This window comes from Bryocella elongata (assembly GCF_900108185.1).
Classification (GTDB): Bacteria; Acidobacteriota; Terriglobia; order Terriglobales; family Acidobacteriaceae; genus Granulicella; species Granulicella elongata.
On the sequence record NZ_FNVA01000004.1, the window covers coordinates 54,702 to 80,660 of the forward strand.

The window sequence follows — 25,959 nt, forward strand, 5'->3', positions numbered from 1 at the left end:
AGGTGAAGCCCGGAATCCCCAATTGCGGCCTCCCCGTGATCCACGGACAGTCGATTCCTGCCCGGTCAGGATTTTGGTCGCAAATCGGTAGCATTGAGCACCGATTGGGCCGTTTCCGCTGACGGAGCCGGTATAAGTTCCTTGCCGTAAACAAAACGCCTATATTGCCGTTCATGTTACGGAAGCACCTTTAGCTGTTCCCCCACTCTCTTGACGTGAATCCAACTTCTTGCGTCCACTCGGTCGGCAAAGGAGCGCTGGGACTGGCTATCCATGAATCGAGAGATGAAACGTCAGTCAGGCAAGACCACTGGAAAGGAAAATACAAACGTTGCTCCCTCCCTTGGGGTCGGTTCAAAACGTAGTGTGCCCCCGGAGCGCGTCACAACCAGATCTGCAATGGCCAGCCCCAGTCCGGAGCCATAAGGCGAACTCTCTGGCTTTTCGTTTCCGACGTAGAAGCGATCGAAGATACGGCCCGCGGACTTGGTCGGGATACCTGGCCCCTGATCCTCGATCAACAGTTCGACCATTGAGGGGCTGCCATTGGCGATGAACGTTGCGACAGTGACGGTGCCGCCTGCAGGCGAGAACTTGACTGCATTGTGGAGGACGTTGAGGATCGCGAGCCGCAGCAAACTCCGGTCACCAAAGATCCGGCTCTCCCTTTCAGCTGGGTTCTGCTCGATCAAGCGAATTCCGCGATCCTCGGCCAGGACCTCTAGCACGCCGATCACCTCTCTTATGAGGGGCTGCAGGAGGAACACAGCCTGGTTGTTACTAAGTTGCGTCGCCTCAGCTCGAGCGAGTAGCAGAAGGCTTTCGATCGTAGAGCCTAAGCGGCTCGTCTCTTCCAGCATGCTGCTTAGTGTGTCGCGATATTGCTCCACGGATCTGGCCTGCTGTAACGCGACTTCACCGGTGGCGCGGAGGGCGGCGAGCGGTGTGCGGAGTTCGTGGGCAGCATCCGCGGTAAAACGCTGTAGCTGGGTGAACGCCGCTTCCAGCCGCTGCAGTAGGGCATTGAAGACATTTGCCATCTGCCCAAGCTCGTCGTTGCGATCGACAGTAGGCAGGCGGTCGTGGAGGTCATGTGCTGTGATGCGCTCGGCGTGGGAGATCATCTCGCCGAGGGGTTTGAGCGCACGCCCCGTTACGGCCTGCCCGATCGCACCCGCAAGCAACAAGGCGAGGGGGACTGCGAGCAATAACAGCAACAGGAACTGGCGCATCCGCGCGTGGAACGGATCGAGGCTATACGCGAGACGGATGACGAAAAGCCGCTGTCCCATGCCGTGGATGTGACTTACGAGGAAGACGTGCGTCCCATCGGTGAGCGTGAAGCGCCGCTCGTCGAATCCATGCTCACCCTCCGCGGGCAGTAATGCACCTCCGAGAGACATGCCATGAAGCGTGGGGCTTCTGTAGACGAGAGTATCTGAGGCCGCGTCACGAACCTCCAGCATGCGATCGACGAGCAGGTGTGACTGCGGACGAGAGAAGTAGTCCTGGTGCAACTGGAGTTGGCCATGTGTGTCGAAGTACAGCAGCCCTTCCACCGTGACGATGTCCTGCACCTCGTCATGCAGCATCTGCCGGGTAAGCACGGCACTCTGAAAGGCGAAGACCAGAGCGGCATAGACCAGCAACAGGACGCCGAGCACAGAGAGGTAATAGAGGGTAAGCCGCGACCTCAACGTGGTCGCTCTGGGTAACTTCATGCCTGCGGCTCCCGCAGGCAGAAGCCAACCCCGCGCACCGTCTGCAGCAGCTTTACGCGGAAAGGATCGTCGATCTTCCTGCGCAGCCTCGCCATCTGCACATCGATGACGTTGTCGATGGGAGTGAAGCGTGAGGTTTCGCGCCATACATCGCGAGCGAGCATCTCTCGGGAGACCGTTCGTCCGCAGTTGCGCGCGAGATAGAGCAGCAGATCGAACTCTCGCGCCGTCAGCTCCAGGTTTGCATTCCCCCGCGATGCCGTGCGGGCCTTGATGTCGAGCAACAGGTCGGCGATTCGCTCGGTCGAACTCTCTCGGGCAGGCAGCAGGCGCCGCAGAAGGGCATCAATCCGCGCCAGCAGCTCCGCGAAGGAGAATGGCTTGCCCAGGTAGTCGTCTGCGCCTGTGGTCAACCCGGACACGCGGTCCTCGACCGTATTGTGCGAGGTCAGGATCAGCACACGGACATCGACGCCTTCTTCGCGAATCTGGCGAAGAATCTCAAGCCCGTTACGGTGCGGCAGCGTGAGGTCGAGCAGGAGAAGATCCGGCCGTAGGCGATGGACGAGGAAGAAGCCTTCCTCGCCGGAGGAGGCAGTGGTTACCTCATAGCCAGCCGACTCGATGCCGGAGACGAGCGCCTCGGTGAGCTTTCGGTCGTCTTCGATAATCAGGATCTTCGGCCGCGCTGCAGTCATGGAGTTCCCGTCTATCAACATCATTTCTCAGGCTGCGAAGAGAGACAAGGCCGACGGTGAAAGATGTCAGGAAGTCGTCAGGCTATGTAAGGCGGCGAGATGGTCCACTCCGGCTAAGAAGACTGGAGGTCCTCATGACCACACGTTTCGTCGCTTCCTCGTTACTCGCCGGTGCCGCGATCACAGCCGTCGCGCTTGGGGCAGCAACACCCACGCTGGCTCAGACGGCAAACAACTCCTCTCCTGCACCGGAGCTACCCGCGCGCACAACTATTCCTATCGTCTTCACTCGCACCGTCTCCGCGGGGAACGCTCACCCAGGCGACGTAGTCGAGGCGCGCACGACGCAGCCGGTGCACCTGGCCGGGGGCAGTGCGATTAAGAGTGGAGCGGTGATCCGTGGCCACGTAGTGACCTCGAGCAGCTTCGCGTATGACAAGACTCCCTATGCGCGGCAGAGGCCGGCGGTGCTCGCAATTCAGTTTGACAGCCTGAACCTCGGCGGGAGCGCCCTGCCATTGCGCGTGGTGGTTCGCGCGGTGGCGAGTCCCATCGCCACGAACGATGCATTGACTTCTGGCCCGTCCGACATGGACCCACTCCGCACGCTGAAGCTGGTCGGAGGCGATTTGCTGACACCTTCGCAGAAAGAGGTCACCAATGCCGAGGGCGATGTGGTCGCGTATCAGCATAAGGATGGCGTGTATGCACACTTGATCGCGAATGGACGCTGCGATGGAGGCGAGGACGAGGTGCCTATGGGTGTGTTTTCCGCCAATGCCTGCGGCCTTTACGGCTTTGGCGATGTGGCTGCGACGGAACTTGGCTCGGCGACGGTGCCCTCACAGATGACGCTGGTGTCAACGCATACCTCGCCCAAGCTGTGGAAGAACACGAGCGCGCTGCTCGAGGTACTTCCGGCGCGGTCGCGCTAAAGCTGATGGTAGCCACTCTTCGACTGCTGGTGCTCACGCTGCCCATCTGCACGGTTGCCGCCTCTTGCGCGCAGACGGAGGTACCAGTGAGCAGCACTTTGACGCTGGCACACGCTGAGGCCATCGCACTCGCGCATCAGCCCGCCATGCTTGCGGCCCAGCTGCGTTCACAAGCTGCAGCGGAGCGGACGCGGGAGGCGCGCTCAGGACTGTTGCCGACCGTGGTGTTCAATGCTTCGGGTGTTCGTGTAGCGGATGCCGGGACGTCCACTGCGGCGGGGAACATCACGACGTCCTCGATCTCGGGCCGTTTTGCTTATGGAGCGAATCTTTCGCAGCTGGTGACGGATTTCGGACGCAAGCATGCTCTCGTGGAAAGCTTGCATGCGAGCGCTGGGGCACAGGCCGAGATGGCCACACTCTCGAGAGCGCAAGTGCGTCTCAACGTGCGGGAGAGCTACTTCGCGGTGCTCGGTGCGGAGGCCGTTCTGCGGGCGGCGCAGGCTGCACTGGACAGCCGCCGGCTTGTAGTGCGGCAACTCACCGCCCTGACGCAAAGCGAGCTTCGGTCCACACTGGATCTGAACTTCGCGAACGTGCTTGCGAGCCAGGCGGAGCTCGCGGTCGTGGAGGCGCAGAGCAACGTTGTTCAGGCACGTACCCATCTCGCCACGGCCATGGGACAGGCCCAGGAGGTGAGCGCGGCGCTCGAGGACATTGCGGCGACTTCGCAGCCGCTTCCCCCGCTTCCCGAGGGCCTGCAACACGAGGCTCAAACACAGCGTGCGGACTTGAGCGCGGCGAAAGACGAATCGCGCGCCGCCACGGAGTACGCGGCTGCTGAGAAGCGGCTCGACCGGCCTACGCTGAACGTGCTGGCGGCGGCGGGGCAGGTCCCATTTCACGATCACACGCTGAAGGATAATTACGCCGCTGCCGGCTTCAACCTCAGCATCCCCGTCTTCAACGGGGGCTTGTTTGCGGCTCGCCGCCGGGCAGCGGAGCTGGAAGCAGGCGCCCGTGTTGAAGACGAGCAACAGGTCTCGCTTGTTGTGAACGAGCAGGTGCATGACGCGTGGCTGCATGCCGATGCCGCCTATCGCACCCTCGATGTAACCGCGCGGCTGGTCGCACAAAGCCGCGAAGCGCTTCGACTGGCGCAAGACCGCTACGACGCCGGTCTTGGTTCGGTCGTCGAGCTTAACGAAGCCCAGCTCAACGAAACCTCCGCGGAGATCAGTGCAGCTTCCGCGGTCGACACCTACCTCACCCGTCGCGCCGAGCTCGACTTCGCGGCTGGACTTCTCAACTGACCTCATGACCCCTACGCTCAGAAGCTACGCCATTCTCCCGCTGCTCGCGGCCGCTGTGACGCTCACCTCTTGCCGGCAGCCTCTGCCGCCGGCCGCAGCTGTGCCGGTGGTGCCGGTCGCAACCGTGGGTCTCGCGACGCTGAGCAACGATCTTTCCGTGACCGCCGAGTTTCGTCCCTACCAGGCTGTCGACGTGATGTCCAAGGTTGCGGGCTACGTTCGCAACATCAACGTGGACATCGGTGACCAGGTCCGGAGTGGACAGGTGCTCGCGACGCTTGAGGTTCCGGAAATGCAGAGCGATGTCAGTCGTGCGAAGGCCGGAGTCGCTGCAGCCGAAGCCAACGTCGCCACAGCGCAGACAGCGATCGACCGCGCCCAGGCTCAGACCAACATCGCGGCGCTTTCGTACCAGCGGATCCAGGCGGTTGCCATGAAAGACAAAGGCCTGGTACCCCGGCAGGAGGTCGACGTAGCGCAATCGCGGCAGTTGGAGGCCGCAGCTCAGCTCGCCAGCGCGCAGAGCACACTGCAGGCCGCACAGCAGTCCGGGCTGCAGGCGCAACAGGAATATGCACGCACGCAACAGATGTTCGAGTACACCATCATCCGTGCGCCTTTCGCTGGTGTCATCACCAAACGGTATGCGAACACGGGAGCGATGATTCAGGCTGGCACCGCGTCGCAGTCGCAGGCAATGCCGGTCGTCACGCTTGCGCAGGATAGCCCGCTGCGTCTCATCCTTCCTGTGCCCGTCACGGACGTGGCCTTAATTCGCGATGGCCAGATGGCGGATGTCGTTGTTGCCAGCCTGCATCGCACGCTGCACGGCACGGTCACGCGCTCTGCCGACGCCATCTCGACTTCAACGCGCACGATGGATACCGAGATCGATGTGCCGAATGTTGACGGCTCTCTGATCCCCGGCATGTATGCCGAGGTGCATCTGCATCTGGCCGCGCGCCCTGATGTGCTCAGTGTTCCCCTCGATGCAATCGACGGGTTGGGGACCTCCGTCGAGCAGGCATATGTGGTTCGGGACGGCATCGTTCACCTGGTTACGGTGACCACCGGGCTACAGACCCCAAGTCGCATTGAAGTGCTCTCGGGCCTGCGCGCTGGCGATGAGGTGATTGTTGGCCGCCATACCGGGCTCTTCGACGGCGAGAAGGTTCAGCCGCAGCCCGCCGGCTACGAAGCCAACCACACATAACGCCAAAGCCACCTAAGCGAGCGCACAAGAATGTCTGGCTTCTCGATCCGCAATCCGTATCTGATCGTCGTCCTCTGCCTGGTCGTGATGATCCTGGGTAGTGTGAGCGTCGGTGGCATGGCCGTCGACATGTTTCCACCCGTGGACCTGCCCGTAGTCGCGGTGGCCACCTTTTACTCCGGCATGCCGCCGCAGCAGATCGAGACCAATATCACGTACCACCTCGAGCGGCAGTTCACGCTTGCCGGCGGCATCGACCACATGGAGTCGCGATCCCTGCCCGGTGTCTCGCTGATCAAGGTGTACTTCCGCAGCGGGACCGATGCGGACGCCGATGCCGCCACCATCTCGTCGCTGGCGATGAGCGATCTCCGCGACATGCCGCCAGGCACCTATCCGCCGATCGTGCTGAAGCAAGACGCGTCTTCCATTCCCGTGGCGCTGGTTCCGCTTTCGGGGTCGGGACTCAACGAATCGAAGCTGAAGGACGTTGGCCAGAACTTCGTGCGCAACCAGCTTGCAAGTGTAGCCGGCGCCAGCGTGACGCAACCGTTTGGCGGACGTTGGCGGCAGATTATGCTCTACGCTGATCCCAACAAGCTTGAGGCCAACCAGCTTTCGCCGATGGATGTCGTGCGCTCGGTGAATGACGCCAACGTGGTGCTGCCTGCGGGCGATGTACAGATCGGGCGCTACGACTACAACATCTACACAAATTCGATGCTGCAGGGGATGAGCGATATCGAGCAGGTGCCATTGAAGATGGTGGGCCAGTCACCGGTTCGTGTGGGGGATGTCGCCACGCCGCAGGACAGCTTTGGCCTGCAGTACAACATCGTGCGCGTCGACGGCCAGCGCGCCGTGTACCTTCCCATCTTCAAACAGGGCTCCGATTCCAACACCATCGCGATCGTGAATGGCGTACGCGAAAAGCTCGCACATCTCGTCGATGTGCCCGCATCGTTGCAGACGCGCGTGGTGTTTGATCAGTCGCGCTTCGTCAAGACCGCCATCACAACTCTCCTTCATGAGGGCGGCGTCGGGCTGTTCCTTACCTGTCTCATGATCCTGATCTTTCTCGGCAGCATGCGCGCAACGATTGCCGTGTTTTTTTCGATCCCACTGTCATTGCTGACAACGTTCCTCGTGCTCAAACTGCTCGGAGGGTCGGTCAATTCCATGGTGCTGGGTGGGCTGGCGCTGGCGCTCTCGCGACTCATCGACAACTCCGTTGTCGTGCTTGAAAACATCTTCCGGCATCTCGAAGAGGGCGAAGATCCGGTGATCGCGGCCGAACAGGGAGGAAAGGAGGTTGCACTGCCGGTGCTTGCAGGCACGCTGACGACGGTTGTCGTCTTCTTCCCCGTCACCATGCTCTTCGGCGTGAGCCGCTTTCTGTTTTCCGCACTCGCGCTGGCAGTGGTCATCTCACTGTTCGCGTCGTATTTCGTTGCGCTCACCGTTGTTCCTCTGTTCTGCGCCCGTTTCATCAAGTCCGCCCACGGAGATGTTGTGCATGAGGACGCCGAGATGGAGCAGGCGTACGCGGCAGATCCTGAGGCCGCGAAGCATCACACCGGTCTGTGGTCGCGGTTCAATGCTGCCTTCACACGTAGCTTTGACCAGCTGCTGCATCGCTACGACGCGCTTGTGGCTCGCGTGCTCCAGGCACCCAAAGCCACGCTGAGCATCTTCGGTGTTGTCTTCGTACTGGGCATGTGCCTCTTTCCGCTGCTCGGTCTGTCCTTCTTTCCGCGCACGGACGCAGGGCAGTTTGTCGTGAGCTTCAAGGCGCCTTCGGGAACGAAGCTCGAGGCGACCGAGCAGGAAGCAGCGCACCTGGAACAGATCGTTCGCCGTATCGTCCCCCCGCGTGACCTCGGCATGACGGTCACAAACATAGGCGTGGACCCAGGCTTCTCCGCGCTGTTTTCACCGAATGCCGCAATGCACACGGGCTTCACTCAAGTGGCTCTCTCACCCGAACACGTTTCCTCGAGCTTTCAGTACATCGATGAGGTGAAGGCCGCGATTGCACGCGAACTTCCAGAACTTCAGACTTTCTACAGTTCGGGCTCGTTGGTGGACGGCGTGCTGAATATGGGGGCGCCGGCCCCGATCGATGTGCGTGTGGAAGGCAACGATACCAATGCAGACTTTGCACTGGCGTCAAAGCTCGCGGCACAGATCCGCGGAGTGCGCGGCGTCGCCGACGTATACATCCCGCAGGACATCGACTACCCCTCCCTGCGCATCGCTATCGACCGCACGCGGGCTGCCGAATTGGGCCTCGCGGAAAAGGAAGTCGTCTCTAATCTCATCACCGCGCTCACGTCGAATCAGATGATCGCGCCATCCATCTGGATCGATCCCAAGTCGGGCAACAACTACTTCCTCACCGTGATGTATCCCGAAGGTCAGGTCAAGTCGCTCGAGGATTTGAAGGCTATCCCGCTGCATGGCGAGCACATCGCGCAGCCCACGCGCCTTGACATGGTCGCAACGATCCAGCAGTTCAACGCACCCACCGAGATGGACCACACACAGATTCGCCGCGTGATGGACATCTATGTACGTCCGCAGAGCGAAGACCTGGGCCGAATATCCAGTGCAATTCGGCGCATCGTCGAAGGCAGCCATCCGCCCCACGGGATCGATGTCGTGCTCACCGGCTCCGTCGCGTCAATGAATGCAAGCTTCCGTAGCTTCGCCATCGGCCTCACCCTCTCCGTACTCCTCCTCTATCTCATCCTCGTCGCGCAGTTCCGCTCGTTCAAAGATCCCTTCATCATTCTGTTGGCGTTGCCACCGGGGATCCTGGGGGCGCTGCTGGCGCTGCTGCTTTGGCACACGACGCTCAATGTGATGTCACTCATGGGCGTTGTGATGTTGGCAGGTATCGCGCTATCGAACTCCATCCTCATCGTCGAGTTCGCGCATACGCTATTGCATCGCGGCCTTAGTGTGCGGGAGGCCATCACCACATCCTGCAGGGTCCGTCTGCGGCCGATACTTATGACCTCGCTGGCGACGCTGATCGGGCTCATGCCCATGGCGCTCAAACTTGGCGAGGGCTCCGAGGCTTACGCGCCGCTCGCGCAGGCACTCATTGGAGGTCTCACTGTATCGGTGGCCTTGACCGTATTTCTCGTTCCCGCGGGCTTCTATCTTGCCTATAGTGGGCGCTGCCTGGCCTCTGATGCAGGTCAATGAGGGGTGCCTCACCCGAGGGCCCGGTTTTTCCTGATAGTACGTATGGTTCGCTATGAGCCGACGATACTCGGCATTTCGCATGCTCGGGTGGGGAACTACGTTCGCGTTTCCATAGACTCGCAGGACGCTACCGTCGAGGGTGATCACCTGCTCCGCGCCGTTGTGATCGAAGTCGAACATGTGATAGACCTCACGCTTGAAGAACAGAGTCGCCGCACCCTCTGGTTCCAGCTTGAAGCGGAACCAGAAGAACGTCCGTTTCCCTGTGCCGTATCAGTCGCCGCGAACAAAGTTCGGATTGCCACTAAGGGGATGCGTGGGCCAGGTCGCAAGCTTACGGCCCGCGTTGTCGAACCAATAGAGCTGAGCCCCCAGGCCCCCGCCTATAGCAATCTGACCGCCGGGAGAGTATCCCAAATGAAATTGTTTCAGCAAGAGAAAAGTCGCGTCCCGTCCGGATTTCTGCGGCGAGGTCCCCCATGCGTCCCGGCGGCGGCTTCCGGACGCAGCCTCGGGGCTGTTGACGGCGATGCGGCGTCTCCGATAGGGTCTCTTCCGCAGGGAAATAGTTTCTGTATCGAATTTCAGCGCCATCCGTGCGGCAGGATGTCTGATCTCCGGCAGTCGTGAACCGCTTCGTCTCGAAGGGGAAGGTCACCATGAAGAGAATTCGTCCGTATACCGCCGCCCTCATCCTGTCTTTCGCGGCAGCCGCCTTTGCGGAGGTGAAGCCCAATCAGCTCTTCACCGATCATGCGGTGTTGCAGAGCGGGATGCCCGTTCCGGTGTGGGGGACTGCGGATCCCGGGGAGCGGGTTGTCGTGACTCTGGGGAAGCGCACGCAGTCCGCCATCACCGGCCCCGACGGAAAGTGGATGATCAAACTCGGCAAAATGTCTCCCGCTGGCCCATTCACGATGACCATCCAGGGGAAGAACACCGTCGTCGTGAACGACGTCCTCGTGGGGGAAGACTGGATCGGGTCTGGGCAGTCGAATATGGCGTTCACGGTCTCGAAGAAGGCGGCCAGTTTCGCGGGCATGCTGGATGAGGACAAAGAAATCGCTGCGGCAAACTATCCGCAACTGCGCATCTTCATGGCCGTGACGAACAAGACGTATGAGCCGCAATCAGAGATCAAAGGTGAGTGGAAGATCGCAACGCCGGAAAACGCAGCTGCCTTTTCCGCGGTGGCCTATCTCTTCGGACGGGACCTGAATCAGGCCCTCAAAGAGCCAGTAGGCATGATCGTTGTCGCGTTCGGAGCAAGCACTGCGGAATCCTGGATCTCGCGACCGGTCATGTCGGGCGATCCTCAGCTCAGGCCCATGCTCAGTCGCTTCGACGATCTCTATCGCTTTTATCAATCGCATCCGAATGCAACGACGGACCAGTCGCCACCCGGGCCCCAGACCATCAACTCGCGTCCTGGAAAGCCGGGGCCGCTACGCGACCCGGTGCAGGATCAGCATCAACCCACGGTCCTCTACAACGGCATGGTGCATCCCATCCTTCCCTTTGCAATGCGCGGTGTGATCTGGTATCAGGGCGAGTCGATCGTTGGCGGTAAGGCTGGCGTGGCACTCTACCCGCATGTGATGGAGACGCTGGTGAAGGATTGGCGTGCGGAGTGGGGCGAAGGGGACTTCCCGTTCTACTGTGTGCAGCTTCCGCCGCTCAAGAACCCAAGCAACAATCCGATGGTGCGGGAGGGGCAGGCGAAACTCCTGTCTCTGCGCCATACCGGCATGGCTGTCACTTTGGATGTCGGAGATCCGACTAACGTTCATCCGAAGGACAAGGAACCTGTAGGAGACCGCCTCAGCCGCATCGCTCTGGCGAACGTGTATGGGAAAAAGCTCGAGTTCTCCGGCCCGGTCTACACCGGCATGAAGGTGAGAGGCTCGGAGATCGTCGTCACGTTCAAGCATGCCGAGGGGTTGACCGGAAAGGGTGGCCCCCTGGAATGGTTCCAGGTTGCGGGTGCTGATGGGAAGTACGTCGACGCGACGGCAAAGGTGCGAGGCAAGACCGTCGCCGTTCATAGCGATCAGGTGCCAGCGCCCGTCTCCGTTCGTTATGCGTGGGATAACTATCCGCAGGGCGCCAACCTTGTGAACAGTGCAGGATTGCCAGCAGCGCCATTTCGCAGCGATTCCCAGGATGCACTGGCGACCATCTCGAAGGAATTCACGGGCAAATGAACGAGGCTCGCACGAAATCCGCCACAAGGGCAGGGAATTTGAGCAGAAGCAAGGAGGCAGCATGCGAGAGACACTGAACCGCCGAGTCTTTATCAGGAACTCCACCGTCGCGGCCCTCGGGCTTCCGATCATCCTGCGATCAGGAGCTCCCGTGCTTGAGGCCGGAGATTCCGCGGGATATGCTCCGCCTGCTTCTCCACGTGAGATGTTCAACTTCAATATCGACTGGAGGTTTCTTCGCGAGGATGTGGACGGCGCGGAGGAGATGACGTTCGATGATGCGAAGTGGACGACCGTGACCACTCCACATACGTGGAACGATGTGGACTCCTATCGCACGATTATCTCGCACAGCGGAGGCGATAAGGGGACGTACAAGGGAGTCGGGTGGTACCGCAAGCACTTTGTCTTGCCGCAGACGATGGCGGGCAAGCACCTCTACCTGGAGTTTGAGGGGATGCGGCAGGCGGGTGACATCTACCTGAACGGCAAGGCCATTGGTCTCTATGAGAACGGTATTACGGCGTATGGCCTGGACATTACCGATGGCGTGAAGCTTGGCGAAGAGAACGTCCTGGCTGTGAAGGTGGACAACCGCACGACCTACCACGAACGCGCGACCGATACTGCGTTCGAGTGGAATGCCAACGACTTCAATCCGGACTTTGGAGGTATTAACCGGCACGTCTGGCTCCACGCGATGGGACCGATCCACCAGACGCTCCCGCTGTACTACGGTCTGCAGACCGAAGGCATCTACATTCACGCCGACAACTTTGCGATAGCGAAGAAGACTGCGGACATCACGGTGGAGTCGCAGGTGCGGAACGGCAGCGGCGATCGTGCGACGGTAGGCATCACCGTAGTGATCGTCGGAGCCAATGGCAAAGTGACAGCGCAGTTCGAGGGCGACCCAGTCGACATGGTGGCCGGCGAGAAGACCACGCTGCAGGCGAGCGGCGGCCTGAAGAACGCGCGCTGGTGGAGCATCGGCGATCCCTATCTCTACGACGTCTACACCGTGCTGAAGGTGGAGGGGAAGGTCGTCGATTGCGATCGCACGACCACAGGCTTTCGCAAGGCGGAGTTCAAAGGCGGCATTGGCACGGGAGGCGTGCACCTCAACGATGAGTTTGTCTATCTGAAGGGCTTTGCGCAGCGCTCAGCGGATGAATGGGCAGGTCTTGGACAAGCGTATCCGGACTGGATGCACGACTTTACGGCGAAGATGATTCGTGAATGCCATGGAAACTACATTCGGTGGATGCACGTCGCGCCACAGAAGGTCGACGCCGATGCGATGGCTCGCTACGGAATCGTGCAGGTGTGCCCTGCGGGCGACAAGGAGCGCGATGCCATAGGACGGCAGTGGGACCAGCGCCTCGAGGTCATGCGGATCGCGATGATCTACTACCGCAATAACCCGAGCATCCTGTTCTGGGAAGCTGGCAACACCGTCGTCACCGCAGAGCACATGCAGCAGATGGTGGACCTGCGGAAGAAGTGGGACCCCGAGGGCGGTCGTGTCATGGGGACACGCGGCAATGGCGATGATCCCGCAAATACAGCCATTACTCCGGTGGCAGAGTATTACGGCGTCATGATCGGGCAGGACGCCAAGACGGATGCGCTGGCCGGCCAGGACGCGATCTTCCGCGGATACAGCGCAGCCCGGCGTGATCGTGCCCCGTTGATCGAGACGGAAGATTTTCGCGATGAGGGCGCGCGACGCTTCTGGGATCCGTACTCGCCGCCTTACTACGGCTTCAAGAAGGGGCCGGACGATACATACCAGTATGAGTCCGAGAGCTTTGCCCTGGCGGGCGTGAAGCGCTATTGGGAGTATTGGGAGAATCGCATCTCCAACACCGACCCTGCGCATGCGAAGTGGGCAGGGTATGCCTCCATCTACTTTACGGATGAGAACGCAGATGGCCGGCAGGACTCAAGTGAAGTGGCGCGTGTGAGCGGCAAGGTCGATGCCGTGCGTCTGCCCAAGGGGATCTACTTCGCGCATCGCGTGATGCAGAGCGAGACGCCAGATCTGCATCTGCTGGGGCACTGGAGCTATCCTCTGGCGCAGCCGGATGGCAAGCCCACGGTGAAGACGGTCTACGTCATCGCCAACCATGTGGACCAGGTAGAGTTGCTGCTCAATGGAAAGTCGCTTGGCGTGAACAAGACACCGGAGAACGGGTATGTGTATTCGTTTGCGGCCGTAGCGTTTGCGCCCGGGATGCTGAAGGCAGTGGGGACGCTGAACGGCAAGCCCGTCGCCGAACAAACGCTGACAACAGCCGGAGCTGCTGCGCGGATCAAGTTGACGCCCATCCTCGGCCCTGAGGGTCTGCAGGCGGATGGTGAGGACGTGGTGCTGATCGATGTGGAAGTCGTGGATGCTAGAGGCGAACGTGTGCCGACCGACGACGACCGCGTCGATTTCGCCTGCGTGGGGCCTGCAACATGGCGCGGCGGTTACAACAGCGGCAAGGTCGATTCGACGAACAACCTGTATCTCAACACGGAGGACGGCATCAATCGTGTGTCGGTGCGCGCAGGGCGGATTCCAGGGGAGATTACCGTGACAGCGAGCCGCAAAGGATTGCAACCGGCGACGGTTCGCGTGACCTCGCAGGCGGTGGAGTTCAGCAAGGGCTTATCAACGAAGATGCCGCAGCGGCTGAGCCTTTGAGCCTTGCGCTTGGGAAGCCGGGACTCTCGCCATCTTCGCAACGCTTGCGCTGATACTCGCAGGCCCCGGTTCATCGGTCGCCAAAGGTGGAACGGGTTACCGTGAACGTTCCGGTACCCCTCATGGGCATGCGTGACAGCTGGACGCTGGACGCGGCAGCATCAAGGCCAGGATCCCCAAGCGCGACGGCAATCTCTCACCGTTGAAGGGTGTTTGGAGTGGTGGCCCGGGCAGGAGTCCAACCTGCGACCTTCGCGTTAGGAGTGCGCTGCTCTATGCAACTGAGCTACCGGGCCATTAGGAATGGCGGACGAGACGCGCGCCGCAGGAATCAACGATCCGCAACAGCCAGCGTCCCACCTTGGTCAGTGTACCTGCCTCCCGCCACATCGCAAAAAAGAACTCCCGCCTAGGAAGCGGGAGTGCGAAAGGACCGGAGAAATCTGTCGTTGTTCTTGGTGCGTTCTAAACCCCTGGTGCGTTCCAGACTTTAGGTGCGTGCCAAACTCACGCGTTGCCGCAACCGTGGCTGTAGACGAGCGGCTTCTTCCACTCCTCCATAGTTGCGAATGCAATGCAGGCGGCGCCGTCCTGGGTGTCCACACGCCAGGTGAGATTGTCCTGCCGATACCACTGGTAGCGGCCTGTGCCGCCAAAAGCGAGGCCATTGGGAGGGTTCGGAGCTACGGTGTCGGCTGCCGGCTGCAGTGTGGCGTTCGTCGGAGAGGTCGCGGGAAGGATGACAGGCTCGGAGCTGCTGCTTTGGGCGACCTGCGCCTTCGAGCTTTCGGGCGGTTGATTGCTCACTCGTCCGCCGCCGGTGCCTTGCGGGGCCTCGCCGCCTACGGCGGAACCATCACGGCTCGTGACGGTGCCATTTCCGAGCGTCGAGCCGGACTGGTGCTCCTTGATAGCCCAGAACGCGACAAAGCCAAGGCAGACCACAACGACCAGTATCACCACACGATTCATTGAGACCCCACTCCTTGCTCCCTGCGGGACTGCCAAAGGGAAGACCCGCACTGTACTTCGGGCCGGGCTCTTCTTCGGCCAAACTTACTCGTTATGATGACTCGCGTCGGGGCCGAATGGAGATCAATCGAGCGCTGCGGTATCCAAAGGGTCAAGGGCTGGAGGGTGCCTCCGAGGTCGGAGGGTCTTGGTGCGGGCGCGTGCGCAACTCCGAACGGAGCGTCCGGGCGTATCATCGAAGACGTGCCGAAGTACTCTATCGTCGTCCCTTTTCACAACGAGGAAGAGAACGTCACGAAGCTCTACGACCGCGTCAAGGACGTGATGGAACAGGTCGATAGCAGCTTCGAGATGGTCTTCGTCGATGACGGCTCGCGGGATCGCACCTACCGGCTCCTGGAGGAGATCGCTGCGGTCGATTCGCGTGTGCTGCTGATTAAACTGCGCCGCAACTTCGGTCAGACCTCGGCGCTTGCCGCGGGCTTCGACCACGCTTCGGGAGATGCCATTCTCGCGATGGATGGCGACCTCCAGCATGATCCCGCCGAGATCCCCGCCTTCCTGGCAAAGCTCGAAGAGGGCTACGACGTCGTCAGTGGCTGGCGGGCGCAGCGGGCAGATAACGTGGTGATGCGTCGCATTCCTTCGTCGATCGCGAACTGGTTGATGGCCAGGCTCTCTGGTGTGGATATTCACGACTTCGGAACGACCTTCAAGGCGTATCGCCGCGATGTCATCCGCAACGTGCCGCTGTATGGGGAGATGCATCGCTTTATCCCCGCACTGGCGAGCTGGTATGGCGCGTCGATCTGCGAGATTCCGATCTCGAACCCGGCGCGTGAATCCGGCAAGAGCCACTACGGCATCTCGCGGACCTTCCGCGTGATGTTCGATCTGCTCACGATCCGGTTCCTGCTGAAGTACATGACCCGTCCGCTCCATTTCTTCGGCGGCCTCGGCTCGCTAGGCGTGGTCTCGGGGACCGGGATTGCGATGTGGCTGCTCATCCACAAGCTGTTGAGCCGGCATGATGTGGCGGGGGAGCATGGCCCCTGGTTCGTGATCGCCGCTGTACTCATGCTTGGCGGACTGCAGATGATCGGCTTTGGCCTGTTAGGCGAGCTGCAGGTGCGCCACTACTTCACGGATTCTGCACGCACTCCCTACGTGGTCGATCGCGTCGTCCGGCTGAAGCCCAGTGAAGAGAGCATGAGTCGCTAAGCCTTTCCGCAATCCTTTCTAAGAGACGAGACCGCGATGTACGCCATTCTGATTTCGCACACCGGTGGACCTGAGGTCCTCCAGCTTCTCGAGCTTCCCGATCCAAGGCCTGCCGCAGGGCAACTGCTGGTGAAGGTCCACGCTGCCGGGGTCAACTTCATCGACGTCTATCTACGCGAGGGCCGGTATCCCTCGCCACTGCCATTTACTCCCGGGCGGGAAGCTTCGGGCACAGTAGAGGCAGTGGGTGAAGGCGTAGCAGGTTTTGCGGTGGGCGATCGTGTCGTGTGGGATGGAGGGCGGGGAGCGTATGCGGAGCTGGCCTGCGCTTCCGCTTCCGAGTGCGTGAAGGTTCCCGAAGGCATCGATCTCGATACCGCTGCGGCGCTGCTGACGCAGGGCCTTACCGCGCACTACCTTTCGCACGACACGTATGCGATCCAGCCTGGGGACACGGTGCTGGTGCACGCCGGCGCCGGCGGGGTGGGGTTGCTGTTGACGCAGATGGCGAAGTTGCTCGGCGCGAAGGTGATCACCACCGTCTCCACCGAGGAGAAGGCTGAGCTCTCTCGCGGGGCGGGAGCGGACTTCGTCACTAACTACGTGACCGAGAGCTTCGCCGATCGTGTGCTGGAGATCACCGAAGGCAAGGGCCTGCCGGTGGTGTACGACTCGGTAGGCAAGACCACGTTCGAGGACTCGCTAAAGTGCCTTCGTCCGCGAGGGGTGATGGTCCTCTATGGAGCTTCGAGCGGCGCTGTGCCTGCGATGGATCCGATCCGCCTCATGAGTGGCTCGCTGTATCTCACGCGGCCTACCGTGAAGGACTACGTCGCTACGCACGCCGATCTGGAACGACGTGCGAGCGATCTCTTCCGCTGGGTCGCCGAAGGCAAGCTCAACGTCCGCATCGGACATCGCTATCCGTTGGCAGAGGCTCCGCAGGCACACATCGATCTCGCAGGGCGCAAGACGACGGGCAAGGTTCTCCTGCTGCCCTAGGAGTGATCCTTGGTCGGTAGCGGGGATCGCACAGCGCAGATTTCGTTCGCGCGCTGCCTCTCGTACACTAAGGGTTCACCCTTCCTTCGCGATGGCGCTATTGCGCATCGTGACTCAATCCACTGCTACCCGCCCGCGAATGTTCGGGAAGCGCGGTGAAACTCCGCCACTGCCCCGCAACTGTGAAGCGCATACCTGTGGCCGTATCGCAGGTGAGGTTGGACCGAAGCCCCCACTGATCGCCTCTGTGCATCGGGAAGGGACGGCTTCGTACAAGGTTCAGCTCGTAAATCGCGCCAGTCAGGAGACCGGTTCGTCTGCGTACAGCCTGCCACGCCTCCGTTGGGGAGGTGAGGAGATTCCATGAATTCCTTCGTTTCGGGCCGCCAGCGCGCGGCTGCAACCTTCTTTCCCTCGCGACAATCCTTCCGCACCGCTGCGATCACGGCGCTCTCGTTGCTGGGCTTTGCGTCCGCGCATGCCGTGGTGGTGCGGGGCCGCGTGACCGATGCCCTCGGCGCTCCGCTCTCGGGTGCTCGCGTTCAGCTGATTGAGAATGGCAAGTCTGTGGCCTTCGCCTATGCGGGTACAGACGGCTCCTACGAGATTCGCTACTCGAACGGCGGCCGCTTCACGCTGCTTGGCTCCGGCGCTCCGTATCTTCCCTATGTGAGCCCCGACTTCTATGGCGGCGCCACCGATGTGCTCGAGCAGCCGGTTGTGCTTGCACTCAACACCGTACGCCAGGATGTATCAGTGTCGGCGACCGGCATTCCCACACCACTGCCGCAGCTCACCGCTCCGGTCACCGTAATTCCCGGCGATCTTTTCGCCGATCAGCTCGGCGTCAGCGACCTCGTGCGCCAGTCTCCCGGCGCGTTTGTGGTGCAGACGGGCCAGACCGGCGGAGTGACGTCGCTGTTCCTGCGCGGAGGCAACTCCACGGCGAACCTGGTACTCATCGATGGCATCCCGGCCGACGACATCGGCGGCATCTTCGACTACGGCACGGTCAGCTCGACCGCTGTGGGCCGCATGGAGATCGACCGTGGCCCGAACTCCGCGATGTACGGAACCGATGCTGGAGCTGGCGTCGTCACCATCGAGACCCCGCGTGGATCCACGGTCAAGCCGGTGCTGAATTATTCCGGCGATGCCGGTTCGCTGCATGAGTACCGCAACGAGGTGAACGCCAGCGGCACGCTCAGCCGGTTCGACTACTTCGGAGCTTTCTCGCGACTCGACAGCTCCAACGCGCTTCCCAACGACCGCTATCACGATGCCACTTCGGCCGTGAACCTTGGCTATGACTTCAACGGCAACACCACGCTGCGGGTGACGCTTCGTAACTCGGACTCCGCGACAGGACTGCCGGGCGCGCATGACTTCATCGGCATAACGAATCATGCCAAGCAGGAAGATCAGGACCTCTACGGCGGCGTGACGCTCGAGAATCGCTACCACGACAAGTGGCACAACCTGGTGCGTTATGGCATCGCTCGCAAGCGGGAGCAGGCATACCAGTACGGCAACGTCGGCACGCCCGTAACGTATACCTACTCCTGCGGCACCAACTGTACCTACAACTACACCGAGTACTTCGGCAACGTCGTTACGATCCGCGGGGCAAACGGCTACACGGCAACCGGACAGACCAGCATCTACGGTTCAAACAGCGACCAGGACTCCAACCGTGACCAGCTCTACTACCAGAGCGACTACTCGTTCTCGCCGCACCTGATTGCGCTCTTTGGCTTCCGTTACGACAAGGAGCGTGGCAGCTTCAACGACGCAGAGTTCTTCGAGAACGAGAAGGTCAAACGCACCAACTTCGAGTACAACCTGCAGTTCCAGGGTGAGTTCAAGAACCGGTTGTTCTACTCTCTCGGGGGTGCGGTCGAGAAGAACCACCTCTACGGCATCGCAGGAACGCCGCGGCTTGGCCTGTCGTATGTGCCGGTACGGCCATCGCTGAAGGCCTTCCACGGTACGAAGCTGCGCGCCAATGCCGCGACCGGTGTGCAGGAGCCATCGCTGGCGCTCGAGTACAACAGCTTGTACTCGCAGCTGCTGGCAATGGGAGACGCTGCAGACATCGCGGCGTATCACATCGGCAAGCAGTCGGCAGAGCGTTCCCGCACGTATGACGTGGGCGTGGACCAGAACATCTTCGGCGAGAAACTGGTGCTGAAGGCGGGCTACTTCCACAACGTCTTCGATCGCCAGCTGGAGGCCGTGACCAGCTCGGCGCTGGTGCAGTACTTCAACTATCCGTTCATCTACAACACGAGCTTGTACTCGGCCTATCTCAACTCGTTGGCCTATCGTGCACAGGGCGCGGAGCTGGAACTGGTGTGGCAGCCGAAGCCGCGCTTCCTGCTTCGTGGTGGCTATACCTTCCTCGACGCCCGCGTGCTGCAATCGTTCGCTTCGGATGCAGTGGATGCCAACAGCGGCTCCCCAACCACCAATCCCAGCTACCCGACGATCGCCATCGGCGCGGAGAGCCCGTTGGTCGGCGCAAGGCCCTTCCGCCGCGCACCGAACACCGGCTACTTCGATGCACAATACACGTACAAGCACCTCGGACTGCAACTGCTCGGCGCAATGGCGAGCCGCAGCGACGACTCCACGTTCCTCGACTACTCCGATCTCTACGGTGGTAACTCGCTGCTGCTTCCCAACCGCAACCTGGACTTCGGCTATGTGAAGCTCGACCTGGGGGCGACTTATGCGTGGAAGTACGGTGTGACGGTCTTCGCGCAGGTGAATAACCTGCTCAACGACCAACACATTGGCCCCATCGGCTTTCCGGGGTTGCCGCTGACGGCACGCGCTGGCCTCAAGCTGAGGCTCGGTGGCGACAAATAAGCGTCTGGAAAAGTAGCGGCTTAAACGCGGCCCTCGAACAAATGTTGCGCAGCTGTTCAGCGACAACATCTGTTCGAGGGCCGTTTGTATGCGTGCCTGGCTACAATGCGTTGTCCGGAAACTTCGTGCCACCTGCGGATGCCAGCACCCGTCTAACCTACAGAGAGAAGTTCGTGGAAAGAAGGACCAGATCATGTTCAAGCCATTCGCCCTCGTTCCACTCGGCCTCCTGGGCATCGCTGCTGCTTCCGTTTGCGCGCAGGGGATGCCGGTAGAAGGCCCCGCCTCGACGACCGCCATCGTCTATGCCGAATCGAAGTCCAACGTGCCGCTCGATCCGCAGTCGTTGCAGGTGCAGGTTAACGGACATAATGCGCAGGTCACCGGTGTTGAACCGGTCACAGCAGATCGTGCACAGGTTGCCATCCTCATTGACGGTGGGCTGCGGTCGTCCTTCAACCTGCAGATCCGCGACATCCAGCAGTTCGTCAACGGCCTTCCGCCCACAACCGAGGTACTGATCGGGTACATGGAGAACGGTCGCGTGGTCTCACCGGTCGGTTTCACCACGGATCGCGAGCGCCTGATGAGCAGCCTGCACGCTTCGATCGCGATTCCGGGCCTCAGCGCGAGCCCCTACTTCTGCCTGTCGGACTTTGTGAAAAACTGGCCGGCGAGCAACCGGTCCGCTCGGTTTGTCCTGATGATCACCAACGGCGTTGATCCCTACAACGGTGCGCCGACGCTGATGAATCAAGACAGCCCGTACGTCGAGACCGCGCAGAACGACGCCGCGCGCGCCGGTGTCGCGGTCTACTCGATCTACTACCCGGATGCGGGCTTCCGTGGCGGACGCGGCAGCCTGAGCGGTCAGGGCTACCTCTCGCAGGTGGGCGACGCCACAGGCGGCATGGTCTTCAACAACGGTTCAATCCCGCCGGTAAGCATCAGCCCGTATCTGGATCAATTCAGCCGCGCGATGAAGGAGAGCTATCTCGTCACCTTCATGGCGGCCACGGGAAATCGCAAGCCCAATACCATGGACCGGCTGAAGGTGAAGACCTCGCAGCAGGGCGTCAAGGTGCATGCACCTGAGTCTGTGCATCCCGGTATGACCGAGTAGAGCTTCCTCTCGAACGCCAGGAGTGGAATGAGGCCCGCAGAGATACGGGCCTCATTCACTTGAGCCGCAGGGTTTCGCGCCTCAGCGCCGGAAACCGTCTTTGTGGCCAATATCCGGCCCAAATGGAACATTCTTGTCATTCCTGGGGGCCCAAATACCATTCAACCGGACACTTTGGAGTCTAGGATTGAAGAGTGACGTATGCAGCAGTGATCTCCTGATTGGAACGGAATTGAAGATGTCAGAAAAAAGCTTCGTTATCACTCCTACCGAACATCCTGTGTCCGACGCGGATCGGGCAAGACTCCTTGAGCACCCGGGATTTGGCGCGGTATTTTCCGACCACATGGCGACCCTGAAGTGGACGTCGGACAAGGGCTGGCACGATGGACTTGTCGGCCCGCGCCGTCCGTTTCAAATCGATCCTGCCGCTGCGGTTCTCCACTACGGGCAGGAGATCTTTGAGGGCATGAAGGCCTACCAGACGCAGAACGGCGGTGTCGTGCTGTTCCGTCCGGAGGCGAATGCGAAGCGGTTCGGGCGCTCGGCCGAGCGGCTTGCGATGCCTGTACTGCCCACAGAACTCTTCATCGAAGCGATCGAAGAGCTGGTTCGCCTGGACCACGAGTGGATTCCGACCTCGGAGGGCGCAAGCCTTTATCTGCGGCCCTTCCTGTTTGCGACCGAGGCGTTCCTCGGGGTGCGTCCTTCGCGTGAGTTCACGTTCTGCGTACTGGCGTCGCCGGTAGGGCCATACTTCTCCGGTGGGCAGAAGCCGATCACGGTGTGGGTATCGAAGGACTACATCCGCGCGGCGAGCGGCGGGACGGGTGCGGCAAAGTGTGGCGGCAACTATGCGGCTGGACTTCTCGCGCAGGCCCAGGCGTACGACCATGGCTGCGACCAGGTCGTGTTCCTGGATGCCGTGGAGCGTCGCTGGATCGAAGAGCTCGGCGGAATGAATGTCTTCTTCGTGACGAAGGACGGGAAGCTGATGACGCCACCGCTTTCGGGAACGATCCTCGAAGGAATTACGCGCGATTCGATCTTGAAGCTGGCTGCGGAGCAGGGCCTAACCGTACAGGAGACTCCGTACTCGTATGAGCAGTGGAAGCTCGACGCCGCGAGCGGTGTGCTGACGGAGGCGTTCGCTTGCGGAACCGCCGCGGTCATCGTGCCGATCGGCGTGGTGCGCGACGCTGCGGGCGAGTTCACCATCGGGAACGGAGCCGCAGGCCCGGTCACGGAGACGCTGTATCACCGGCTGGTCAACATCCAGCGCGGCGTCGAGGCTGACACCCACGAGTGGCTGCACAAGATCGAGATTCTGCAGCCAGTCGGTTAATCCGCTCATTTTCTGCAGTAGCAACGACACAGGCCCGGAGATCTCCGGGGCCTGCGTCGTTTGCCTTTCTTTGTAGCAGACCGTGCTGGGTCAATTCCAATGCGTCACGATATCGCCTGTGGCTCGGGTTCAGCCGCTGGAGCGGCGTCTTCCGGTGAGCCGTTCGACCGCGTCGGTCTGGTAGCGGCTGAGGCGCACGAGGGCTCCATCCTTCATGAGGAGCTGGTGTCCACCACGGAACCAGGTCTGGATCTCGCGGACGAAGTCCATGTTCACGATGGTCGAGCGATGTACGCGGACGAAGCAGGCGGGATCGAGCTTCTTCTCGAGCGATTGCAGGGTCTCGCGAATCTCGTGGCGTTCTCCGCGCGCGTGAATCTGCGCGTAGTTGCCCATGGCGTCGATGCGGTCGATGGAGGCCACGGAGATGAGGTGGATGCGCCCATTGCGGTTGGCGGGGATGCGCTCCAGGTATCGCGGCTGGCTATGCTGCTCGCGGAGGGTGGTCAGCAGGCGCTCCAGCGATTCGGCTGAGACCGGTTGCGCGGCGCGGTCGCGGACGCGAGCGAGGGCCTGGGCGAGGCGTTCACGGGTGAAAGGCTTCAGCAGGTAGTCGAGCGCATTGAGGTCGAAGGCCTGAAGCGCGTGGCTGTCGTGAGCGGTGACGAAGATGAGCGCCCCGCGATATTTGCGGAAGAGTTGGCGGGCGATGCCGAGGCCATCCTGGCCGGGCATGCGGATGTCGAGGAAGACAAGATCCGGATGGGAGCGTTCGATCTCTTCGATTGCGGAGTCGCCATCGCCGGCTTCGGCCAAGACGAGGACGTCGTTATGCTCCTGGAGCATGCGGACGAGAGCGCGGCGGGCGAGCGGTTCGTCATCGACGATGAGAGCGCGGATCAAGCAGGAATCTCCACGGGGAGGATGACGGTGGTGCAGACGCCGGTGGGGCTCAGCGGCATGAGATTGAGCGAGGCGCGGTCGCCGTACATCTGTTCGAGGCGGGCTCGTGTGTTGCTGAGACCGACGCCGTGGCCGGAAGTTTCACCCTCGTTGAGCGAACTGGCGAAGTTCTTCACCTGGAGCAGAAGGGTTGTACCGACGCGCTGCGCGAAGATCTCGACGGTGTCGCTGCCCTTGTGCCGGCCGATGCCGTGGTGGATGGCGTTTTCGACGAGGGGCTGCAGGAGCAGGCTGGGTACGGGGATGGAGCGCGTGCCAGGAGCGATGTTGAAGCGGATGGTGAGGCGGTCGCGGAAGCGTTGCTTCTGGATCTCGACGTAGTGCTCGAGGAAGGTGATCTCCTGCTCGAGCGGGACCTGCATGCTGCGCATGTCGTCGAGGACGACGCGGAGAAGTTCGCTGAGGCGGTGGAGGACGTCCTCGGCGGCGATGGGGTCTTCCTGCACGAGAACGATCGCGGCTTGCAGGGTGTTGAAGAGGAAGTGCGGCTGCAGCTGCGTGCGCAGCAGGTGCAGCTCCGCGGTGACGACGCGGGCCTCGAGCTCGGCTTCGCGGCGTTCGCGCCAACGGTCGCGCCAGAGAAGCTCGCGGCGATGGTTCTGATAGGCGGCGAGGGCGTAGAGGAAGATGCAGAGCTGAATGTTGCCGATGAACTCCTTCTCGCGCAGGTGCGAGTAGGTGTCGGCGAAGGTCTGATGCTGATCGGGCTTGTACAGCCAGCCGACGCTCTTCAACAGCGGTTGCACGAAGGTGACCGCGAGCGTGAGCAGCATGTACTGCAGCAGGCGGCGGAACCAGCGGTCGAGGTGGAAGGGGAAGCGGCGGGAGAAGAGGAAGATGAAGGGCGTAACGATGGCCCAGGCGTAGGCTTCCGCGCCGGACCAGACGAAGTAGTGGGCGTAGGGAAGGTAGTTGCGGTCGTCACGGTCGCCGCTGAACATGCCCCAACCCTGAAAGATCCCGATCGCGGTGAAGCAGACGACCGCGACGCCGAAGGATCTCCAGAACGAGACTCGCTCTTTCTCCACAGGATGATGATGCCTCAAGCGGTGGCTGGCTGGCTTGGGGCGAACTTCGATTCATCACTGCCTATTGCTACTCGTCCTCCTCATTTTCCGGTGGACACAATGCGGGCAGGGAATCACGGTGGAGAGACATAGGCTGGCACTCGAAAGCCTGGGAGGGCTTGCTTATGCGTCGTCTCCAATTCATCGTTCTTGCCGTTCTTGTCATGGCTTCTGTTGCGTCTCCGGTCCTGGCGGAGGGTATCCCGCAAGGGCCCCTACCCGGTCGTGCGATGCCCATCCGGGTGGTGCTGGTGAATATGTCCGGCAAGTCGCGCGAGGCGCATTTGGGCCACGCGGTGGTCGCGCTGCCGGTGGCGGAGAAGGTGGTGTTGCAGGTGATGCCAGGCGAGAAGGTAACGATCACCAGCGCCACGGATCGTCACGTGGACAAGGTGATGATGGTGTCGGCTGTGGATGGCGGACGGGTGATTCCGGTGCAATGATGCAAGCCCCCCCCCCCCCCCCCCCCCCCCCCCCCCCCCCCCCCCCCCCCCCCAAAGTATTCAAACAAGAGACTTTAGGGTCGGACCTGGGGTTTCTGTGTCGGTTTTGTCCGGACTGGAGCAGATGGGCTTCTGTGGGTGATTTGCGGGCCTATGTCTAGTGTAGTTGTCTGGGCGAGTTAGTCTGCCACGTTTGGCGAGGAATTCGTTGAAGGGCTGGCATGGTACATCGGAGTCTTGATTTGCGGTGTCCAATGGAGTACAAGGTGGGATGCACACGGTTGTGGAAACGCCGAGCTACCTGACGCGTGCAGAGCCGGTTCTGAACGAGGCGACGATGAAGGCAATCGTCGATGCGGTAGCGGAAAACCCTGAGGCGGGCGAAGTGATGTCTGGGACGGGCGGGTTCCGTAAGCTGCGTGCCGCGCGACCGGGGATGGGTAAGCGCGGCGGCGTTCGCGTGATCTATCTGTATCGCAACCTATCTATGCCGGTGTTTCTGATCACGGTGTATGCAAAGAACGAGAAGGCGAACCTGACGGCGGCGGAGCGAAATGCCTTGAAGGCTCGAGCGGACGCGATCTTTGCGGAGTATGGAGTTGGGCGATGAGCCAGATGTTCGAAGACATGATGCAGGGGCTGGATGAGGTCCAGAGCTTTCTGGAAGGGAAGCGCGACGGCTATCGCGTGCATGTACCTGCGGCGGTGAATGTGAAGGAGATTCGCGGGCAGTTACAGATGACGCAGGCGAAGTTTGCCGAGGCGTTCGGGTTCAGCCTGGATGCGATCAAGCATTGGGAGGGTGGACGGCGGCAGCCGGAGGTCTCGGCGCGGGCGTATCTGACGGTGATTGCGAAGGAGCCGGAGGCGGTGATGCGGGCGCTGGGGCGTGAGAAGGCGGCGAAGAAGAAGCGGGCGGCGGCGTAGGGGGCGGGATCAGTGACTCATCAGCGGGCCGTCAGC

At 61.3% G+C, this 25,959-nt stretch carries 19 protein-coding genes, 1 tRNA gene and 1 riboswitch; of the genes, 14 read left to right on the forward strand and 6 right to left on the reverse strand.

The window, feature by feature from the left end:
* Positions 1 to 293: 293 nt before the first annotated feature.
* Together C4S68_RS12165 and C4S68_RS12170 are read right to left on the reverse strand one after the other, a co-directional pair.
* Complete coding sequence (locus C4S68_RS12165; protein ID WP_103933366.1) at positions 294 to 1,721, reverse strand: ATP-binding protein; 1,428 nt, start codon at positions 1,719 to 1,721, stop codon at positions 294 to 296.
* Positions 1,718 to 2,419: a response regulator transcription factor gene (locus C4S68_RS12170; protein WP_103933367.1), complete on the reverse strand. Its 702-nt coding sequence runs from the start codon at positions 2,417 to 2,419 to the stop codon at positions 1,718 to 1,720. Before C4S68_RS12170 ends, C4S68_RS12165 begins: the two co-directional genes overlap by 4 nt.
* A gap of 134 nt (positions 2,420 to 2,553) precedes the next feature.
* Between C4S68_RS12170 and C4S68_RS12175 the strand changes: the two genes are divergently transcribed.
* The 6 genes from C4S68_RS12175 (at position 2,554) to C4S68_RS12205 (ending at position 13,989) form a co-directional block, all read left to right on the forward strand.
* Positions 2,554 to 3,354, forward strand: a complete 801-nt coding sequence (locus C4S68_RS12175; protein WP_103933368.1) for a hypothetical protein — start codon at positions 2,554 to 2,556, stop codon at positions 3,352 to 3,354.
* A gap of 86 nt (positions 3,355 to 3,440) precedes the next feature.
* Positions 3,441 to 4,667: a TolC family protein gene (locus tag C4S68_RS12180; protein ID WP_235011555.1), complete on the forward strand. Its 1,227-nt coding sequence runs from the start codon at positions 3,441 to 3,443 to the stop codon at positions 4,665 to 4,667.
* 4 nt (positions 4,668 to 4,671) lie between these two features.
* Positions 4,672 to 5,880, forward strand: a complete 1,209-nt coding sequence (locus C4S68_RS12185; RefSeq protein ID WP_103933370.1) for an efflux RND transporter periplasmic adaptor subunit — start codon at positions 4,672 to 4,674, stop codon at positions 5,878 to 5,880.
* Positions 5,881 to 5,910: 30 nt separating this feature from the next.
* Positions 5,911 to 9,093: an efflux RND transporter permease subunit gene (locus C4S68_RS12190; protein WP_103933371.1), complete on the forward strand. Its 3,183-nt coding sequence runs from the start codon at positions 5,911 to 5,913 to the stop codon at positions 9,091 to 9,093.
* Positions 9,094 to 9,752: 659 nt separating this feature from the next.
* Positions 9,753 to 11,297: a sialate O-acetylesterase gene (locus C4S68_RS12200; RefSeq protein ID WP_146072132.1), complete on the forward strand. Its 1,545-nt coding sequence runs from the start codon at positions 9,753 to 9,755 to the stop codon at positions 11,295 to 11,297.
* Between the two features lie 61 nt (positions 11,298 to 11,358).
* Complete coding sequence (locus C4S68_RS12205; RefSeq protein ID WP_103933374.1) at positions 11,359 to 13,989, forward strand: glycoside hydrolase family 2 protein; 2,631 nt, start codon at positions 11,359 to 11,361, stop codon at positions 13,987 to 13,989.
* Between the two features lie 219 nt (positions 13,990 to 14,208).
* On the opposite strand, the gene C4S68_RS12210 is transcribed toward C4S68_RS12205, so the two are convergent.
* Together C4S68_RS12210 and C4S68_RS12215 are read right to left on the reverse strand one after the other, a co-directional pair.
* A tRNA-Arg gene (locus C4S68_RS12210) sits at positions 14,209 to 14,285 on the reverse strand.
* A 211-nt stretch (positions 14,286 to 14,496) separates the two neighbouring features.
* Entirely contained in the window at positions 14,497 to 14,961 is a 465-nt protein-coding gene (locus C4S68_RS12215; protein WP_103933375.1) for a hypothetical protein, read from the reverse strand.
* Positions 14,962 to 15,204: 243 nt separating this feature from the next.
* Here C4S68_RS12215 and C4S68_RS12220 point away from each other — a divergent pair, with 243 nt between their 5' ends.
* The 5 genes from C4S68_RS12220 to C4S68_RS12240 all read left to right on the forward strand — a co-directional run bounded on the left by C4S68_RS12220 (position 15,205) and on the right by C4S68_RS12240 (position 22,523).
* Positions 15,205 to 16,182, forward strand: a complete 978-nt coding sequence (locus C4S68_RS12220) for a glycosyltransferase family 2 protein (protein WP_103933376.1) — start codon at positions 15,205 to 15,207, stop codon at positions 16,180 to 16,182.
* Positions 16,183 to 16,218: 36 nt separating this feature from the next.
* Positions 16,219 to 17,184: a quinone oxidoreductase family protein gene (locus C4S68_RS12225; protein WP_103933377.1), complete on the forward strand. Its 966-nt coding sequence runs from the start codon at positions 16,219 to 16,221 to the stop codon at positions 17,182 to 17,184.
* A 120-nt stretch (positions 17,185 to 17,304) separates the two neighbouring features.
* Positions 17,305 to 17,515, forward strand: a riboswitch (cobalamin riboswitch).
* 32 nt (positions 17,516 to 17,547) lie between these two features.
* Positions 17,548 to 20,055, forward strand: a complete 2,508-nt coding sequence (locus C4S68_RS12230) for a TonB-dependent receptor (RefSeq protein ID WP_103933378.1) — start codon at positions 17,548 to 17,550, stop codon at positions 20,053 to 20,055.
* Positions 20,056 to 20,248: 193 nt separating this feature from the next.
* Positions 20,249 to 21,178 (forward strand): hypothetical protein, encoded by a 930-nt coding sequence (locus tag C4S68_RS12235; protein WP_103933379.1) that lies wholly within the window; start codon positions 20,249 to 20,251, stop codon positions 21,176 to 21,178.
* 238 nt (positions 21,179 to 21,416) lie between these two features.
* Complete coding sequence (locus C4S68_RS12240) at positions 21,417 to 22,523, forward strand: branched-chain amino acid aminotransferase (protein ID WP_200821539.1); 1,107 nt, start codon at positions 21,417 to 21,419, stop codon at positions 22,521 to 22,523.
* A gap of 129 nt (positions 22,524 to 22,652) precedes the next feature.
* Here C4S68_RS12240 and C4S68_RS12245 read toward each other — a convergent pair whose 3' ends face one another.
* A complete protein-coding gene (locus tag C4S68_RS12245; RefSeq protein ID WP_103933381.1) occupies positions 22,653 to 23,426 on the reverse strand; it encodes a LytR/AlgR family response regulator transcription factor in 774 nt (257 codons plus the stop codon).
* Positions 23,423 to 24,514 carry a sensor histidine kinase gene (locus tag C4S68_RS12250; RefSeq protein WP_103933382.1) on the reverse strand — a complete coding sequence of 364 codons (1,092 nt, stop codon included), beginning with the start codon at positions 24,512 to 24,514 and terminating at the stop codon, positions 23,423 to 23,425. Before C4S68_RS12250 ends, C4S68_RS12245 begins: the two co-directional genes overlap by 4 nt.
* A gap of 164 nt (positions 24,515 to 24,678) precedes the next feature.
* Here C4S68_RS12250 and C4S68_RS12255 point away from each other — a divergent pair, with 164 nt between their 5' ends.
* The 3 genes from C4S68_RS12255 to C4S68_RS12265 all read left to right on the forward strand — a co-directional run bounded on the left by C4S68_RS12255 (position 24,679) and on the right by C4S68_RS12265 (position 25,923).
* Positions 24,679 to 24,996 carry a hypothetical protein gene (locus C4S68_RS12255; protein ID WP_146072133.1) on the forward strand — a complete coding sequence of 106 codons (318 nt, stop codon included), beginning with the start codon at positions 24,679 to 24,681 and terminating at the stop codon, positions 24,994 to 24,996.
* 271 nt (positions 24,997 to 25,267) lie between these two features.
* Entirely contained in the window at positions 25,268 to 25,606 is a 339-nt protein-coding gene (locus C4S68_RS12260; protein WP_103933384.1) for a type II toxin-antitoxin system RelE/ParE family toxin, read from the forward strand.
* The gene (locus C4S68_RS12265) at positions 25,603 to 25,923 is read left to right on the forward strand and encodes a helix-turn-helix domain-containing protein (protein ID WP_103933385.1); all 321 of its coding nucleotides are present in this window, start codon (positions 25,603 to 25,605) and stop codon (positions 25,921 to 25,923) included. The genes C4S68_RS12260 and C4S68_RS12265 overlap by 4 nt, the downstream gene beginning before the upstream one ends.
* The last annotated feature ends 36 nt before the right edge of the window (positions 25,924 to 25,959 follow it).

What these genes read in the sequence shown, in the direction of transcription:
- C4S68_RS12165 (WP_103933366.1), bottom strand. Translation starts at nt 1,721, where the DNA reads ATGAAGTTACCCAGAGCGACCACGTTGAGGTCGCGGCTTACCCTCTAT.
- C4S68_RS12170 (WP_103933367.1), bottom strand. Translation starts at nt 2,419, where the DNA reads ATGACTGCAGCGCGGCCGAAGATCCTGATTATCGAAGACGACCGAAAG.
- C4S68_RS12175 (WP_103933368.1), top strand. Translation starts at nt 2,554, where the DNA reads ATGACCACACGTTTCGTCGCTTCCTCGTTACTCGCCGGTGCCGCGATC.
- C4S68_RS12185 (WP_103933370.1), top strand. Translation starts at nt 4,672, where the DNA reads ATGACCCCTACGCTCAGAAGCTACGCCATTCTCCCGCTGCTCGCGGCC.
- C4S68_RS12190 (WP_103933371.1), top strand. Translation starts at nt 5,911, where the DNA reads ATGTCTGGCTTCTCGATCCGCAATCCGTATCTGATCGTCGTCCTCTGC.
- C4S68_RS12200 (WP_146072132.1), top strand. Translation starts at nt 9,753, where the DNA reads ATGAAGAGAATTCGTCCGTATACCGCCGCCCTCATCCTGTCTTTCGCG.
- C4S68_RS12205 (WP_103933374.1), top strand. Translation starts at nt 11,359, where the DNA reads ATGCGAGAGACACTGAACCGCCGAGTCTTTATCAGGAACTCCACCGTC.
- C4S68_RS12215 (WP_103933375.1), bottom strand. Translation starts at nt 14,961, where the DNA reads ATGAATCGTGTGGTGATACTGGTCGTTGTGGTCTGCCTTGGCTTTGTC.
- C4S68_RS12225 (WP_103933377.1), top strand. Translation starts at nt 16,219, where the DNA reads ATGTACGCCATTCTGATTTCGCACACCGGTGGACCTGAGGTCCTCCAG.
- C4S68_RS12230 (WP_103933378.1), top strand. Translation starts at nt 17,548, where the DNA reads ATGAATTCCTTCGTTTCGGGCCGCCAGCGCGCGGCTGCAACCTTCTTT.
- C4S68_RS12235 (WP_103933379.1), top strand. Translation starts at nt 20,249, where the DNA reads ATGTTCAAGCCATTCGCCCTCGTTCCACTCGGCCTCCTGGGCATCGCT.
- C4S68_RS12240 (WP_200821539.1), top strand. Translation starts at nt 21,417, where the DNA reads ATGTCAGAAAAAAGCTTCGTTATCACTCCTACCGAACATCCTGTGTCC.
- C4S68_RS12255 (WP_146072133.1), top strand. Translation starts at nt 24,679, where the DNA reads ATGCGTCGTCTCCAATTCATCGTTCTTGCCGTTCTTGTCATGGCTTCT.
- C4S68_RS12260 (WP_103933384.1), top strand. Translation starts at nt 25,268, where the DNA reads ATGCACACGGTTGTGGAAACGCCGAGCTACCTGACGCGTGCAGAGCCG.
- C4S68_RS12265 (WP_103933385.1), top strand. Translation starts at nt 25,603, where the DNA reads ATGAGCCAGATGTTCGAAGACATGATGCAGGGGCTGGATGAGGTCCAG.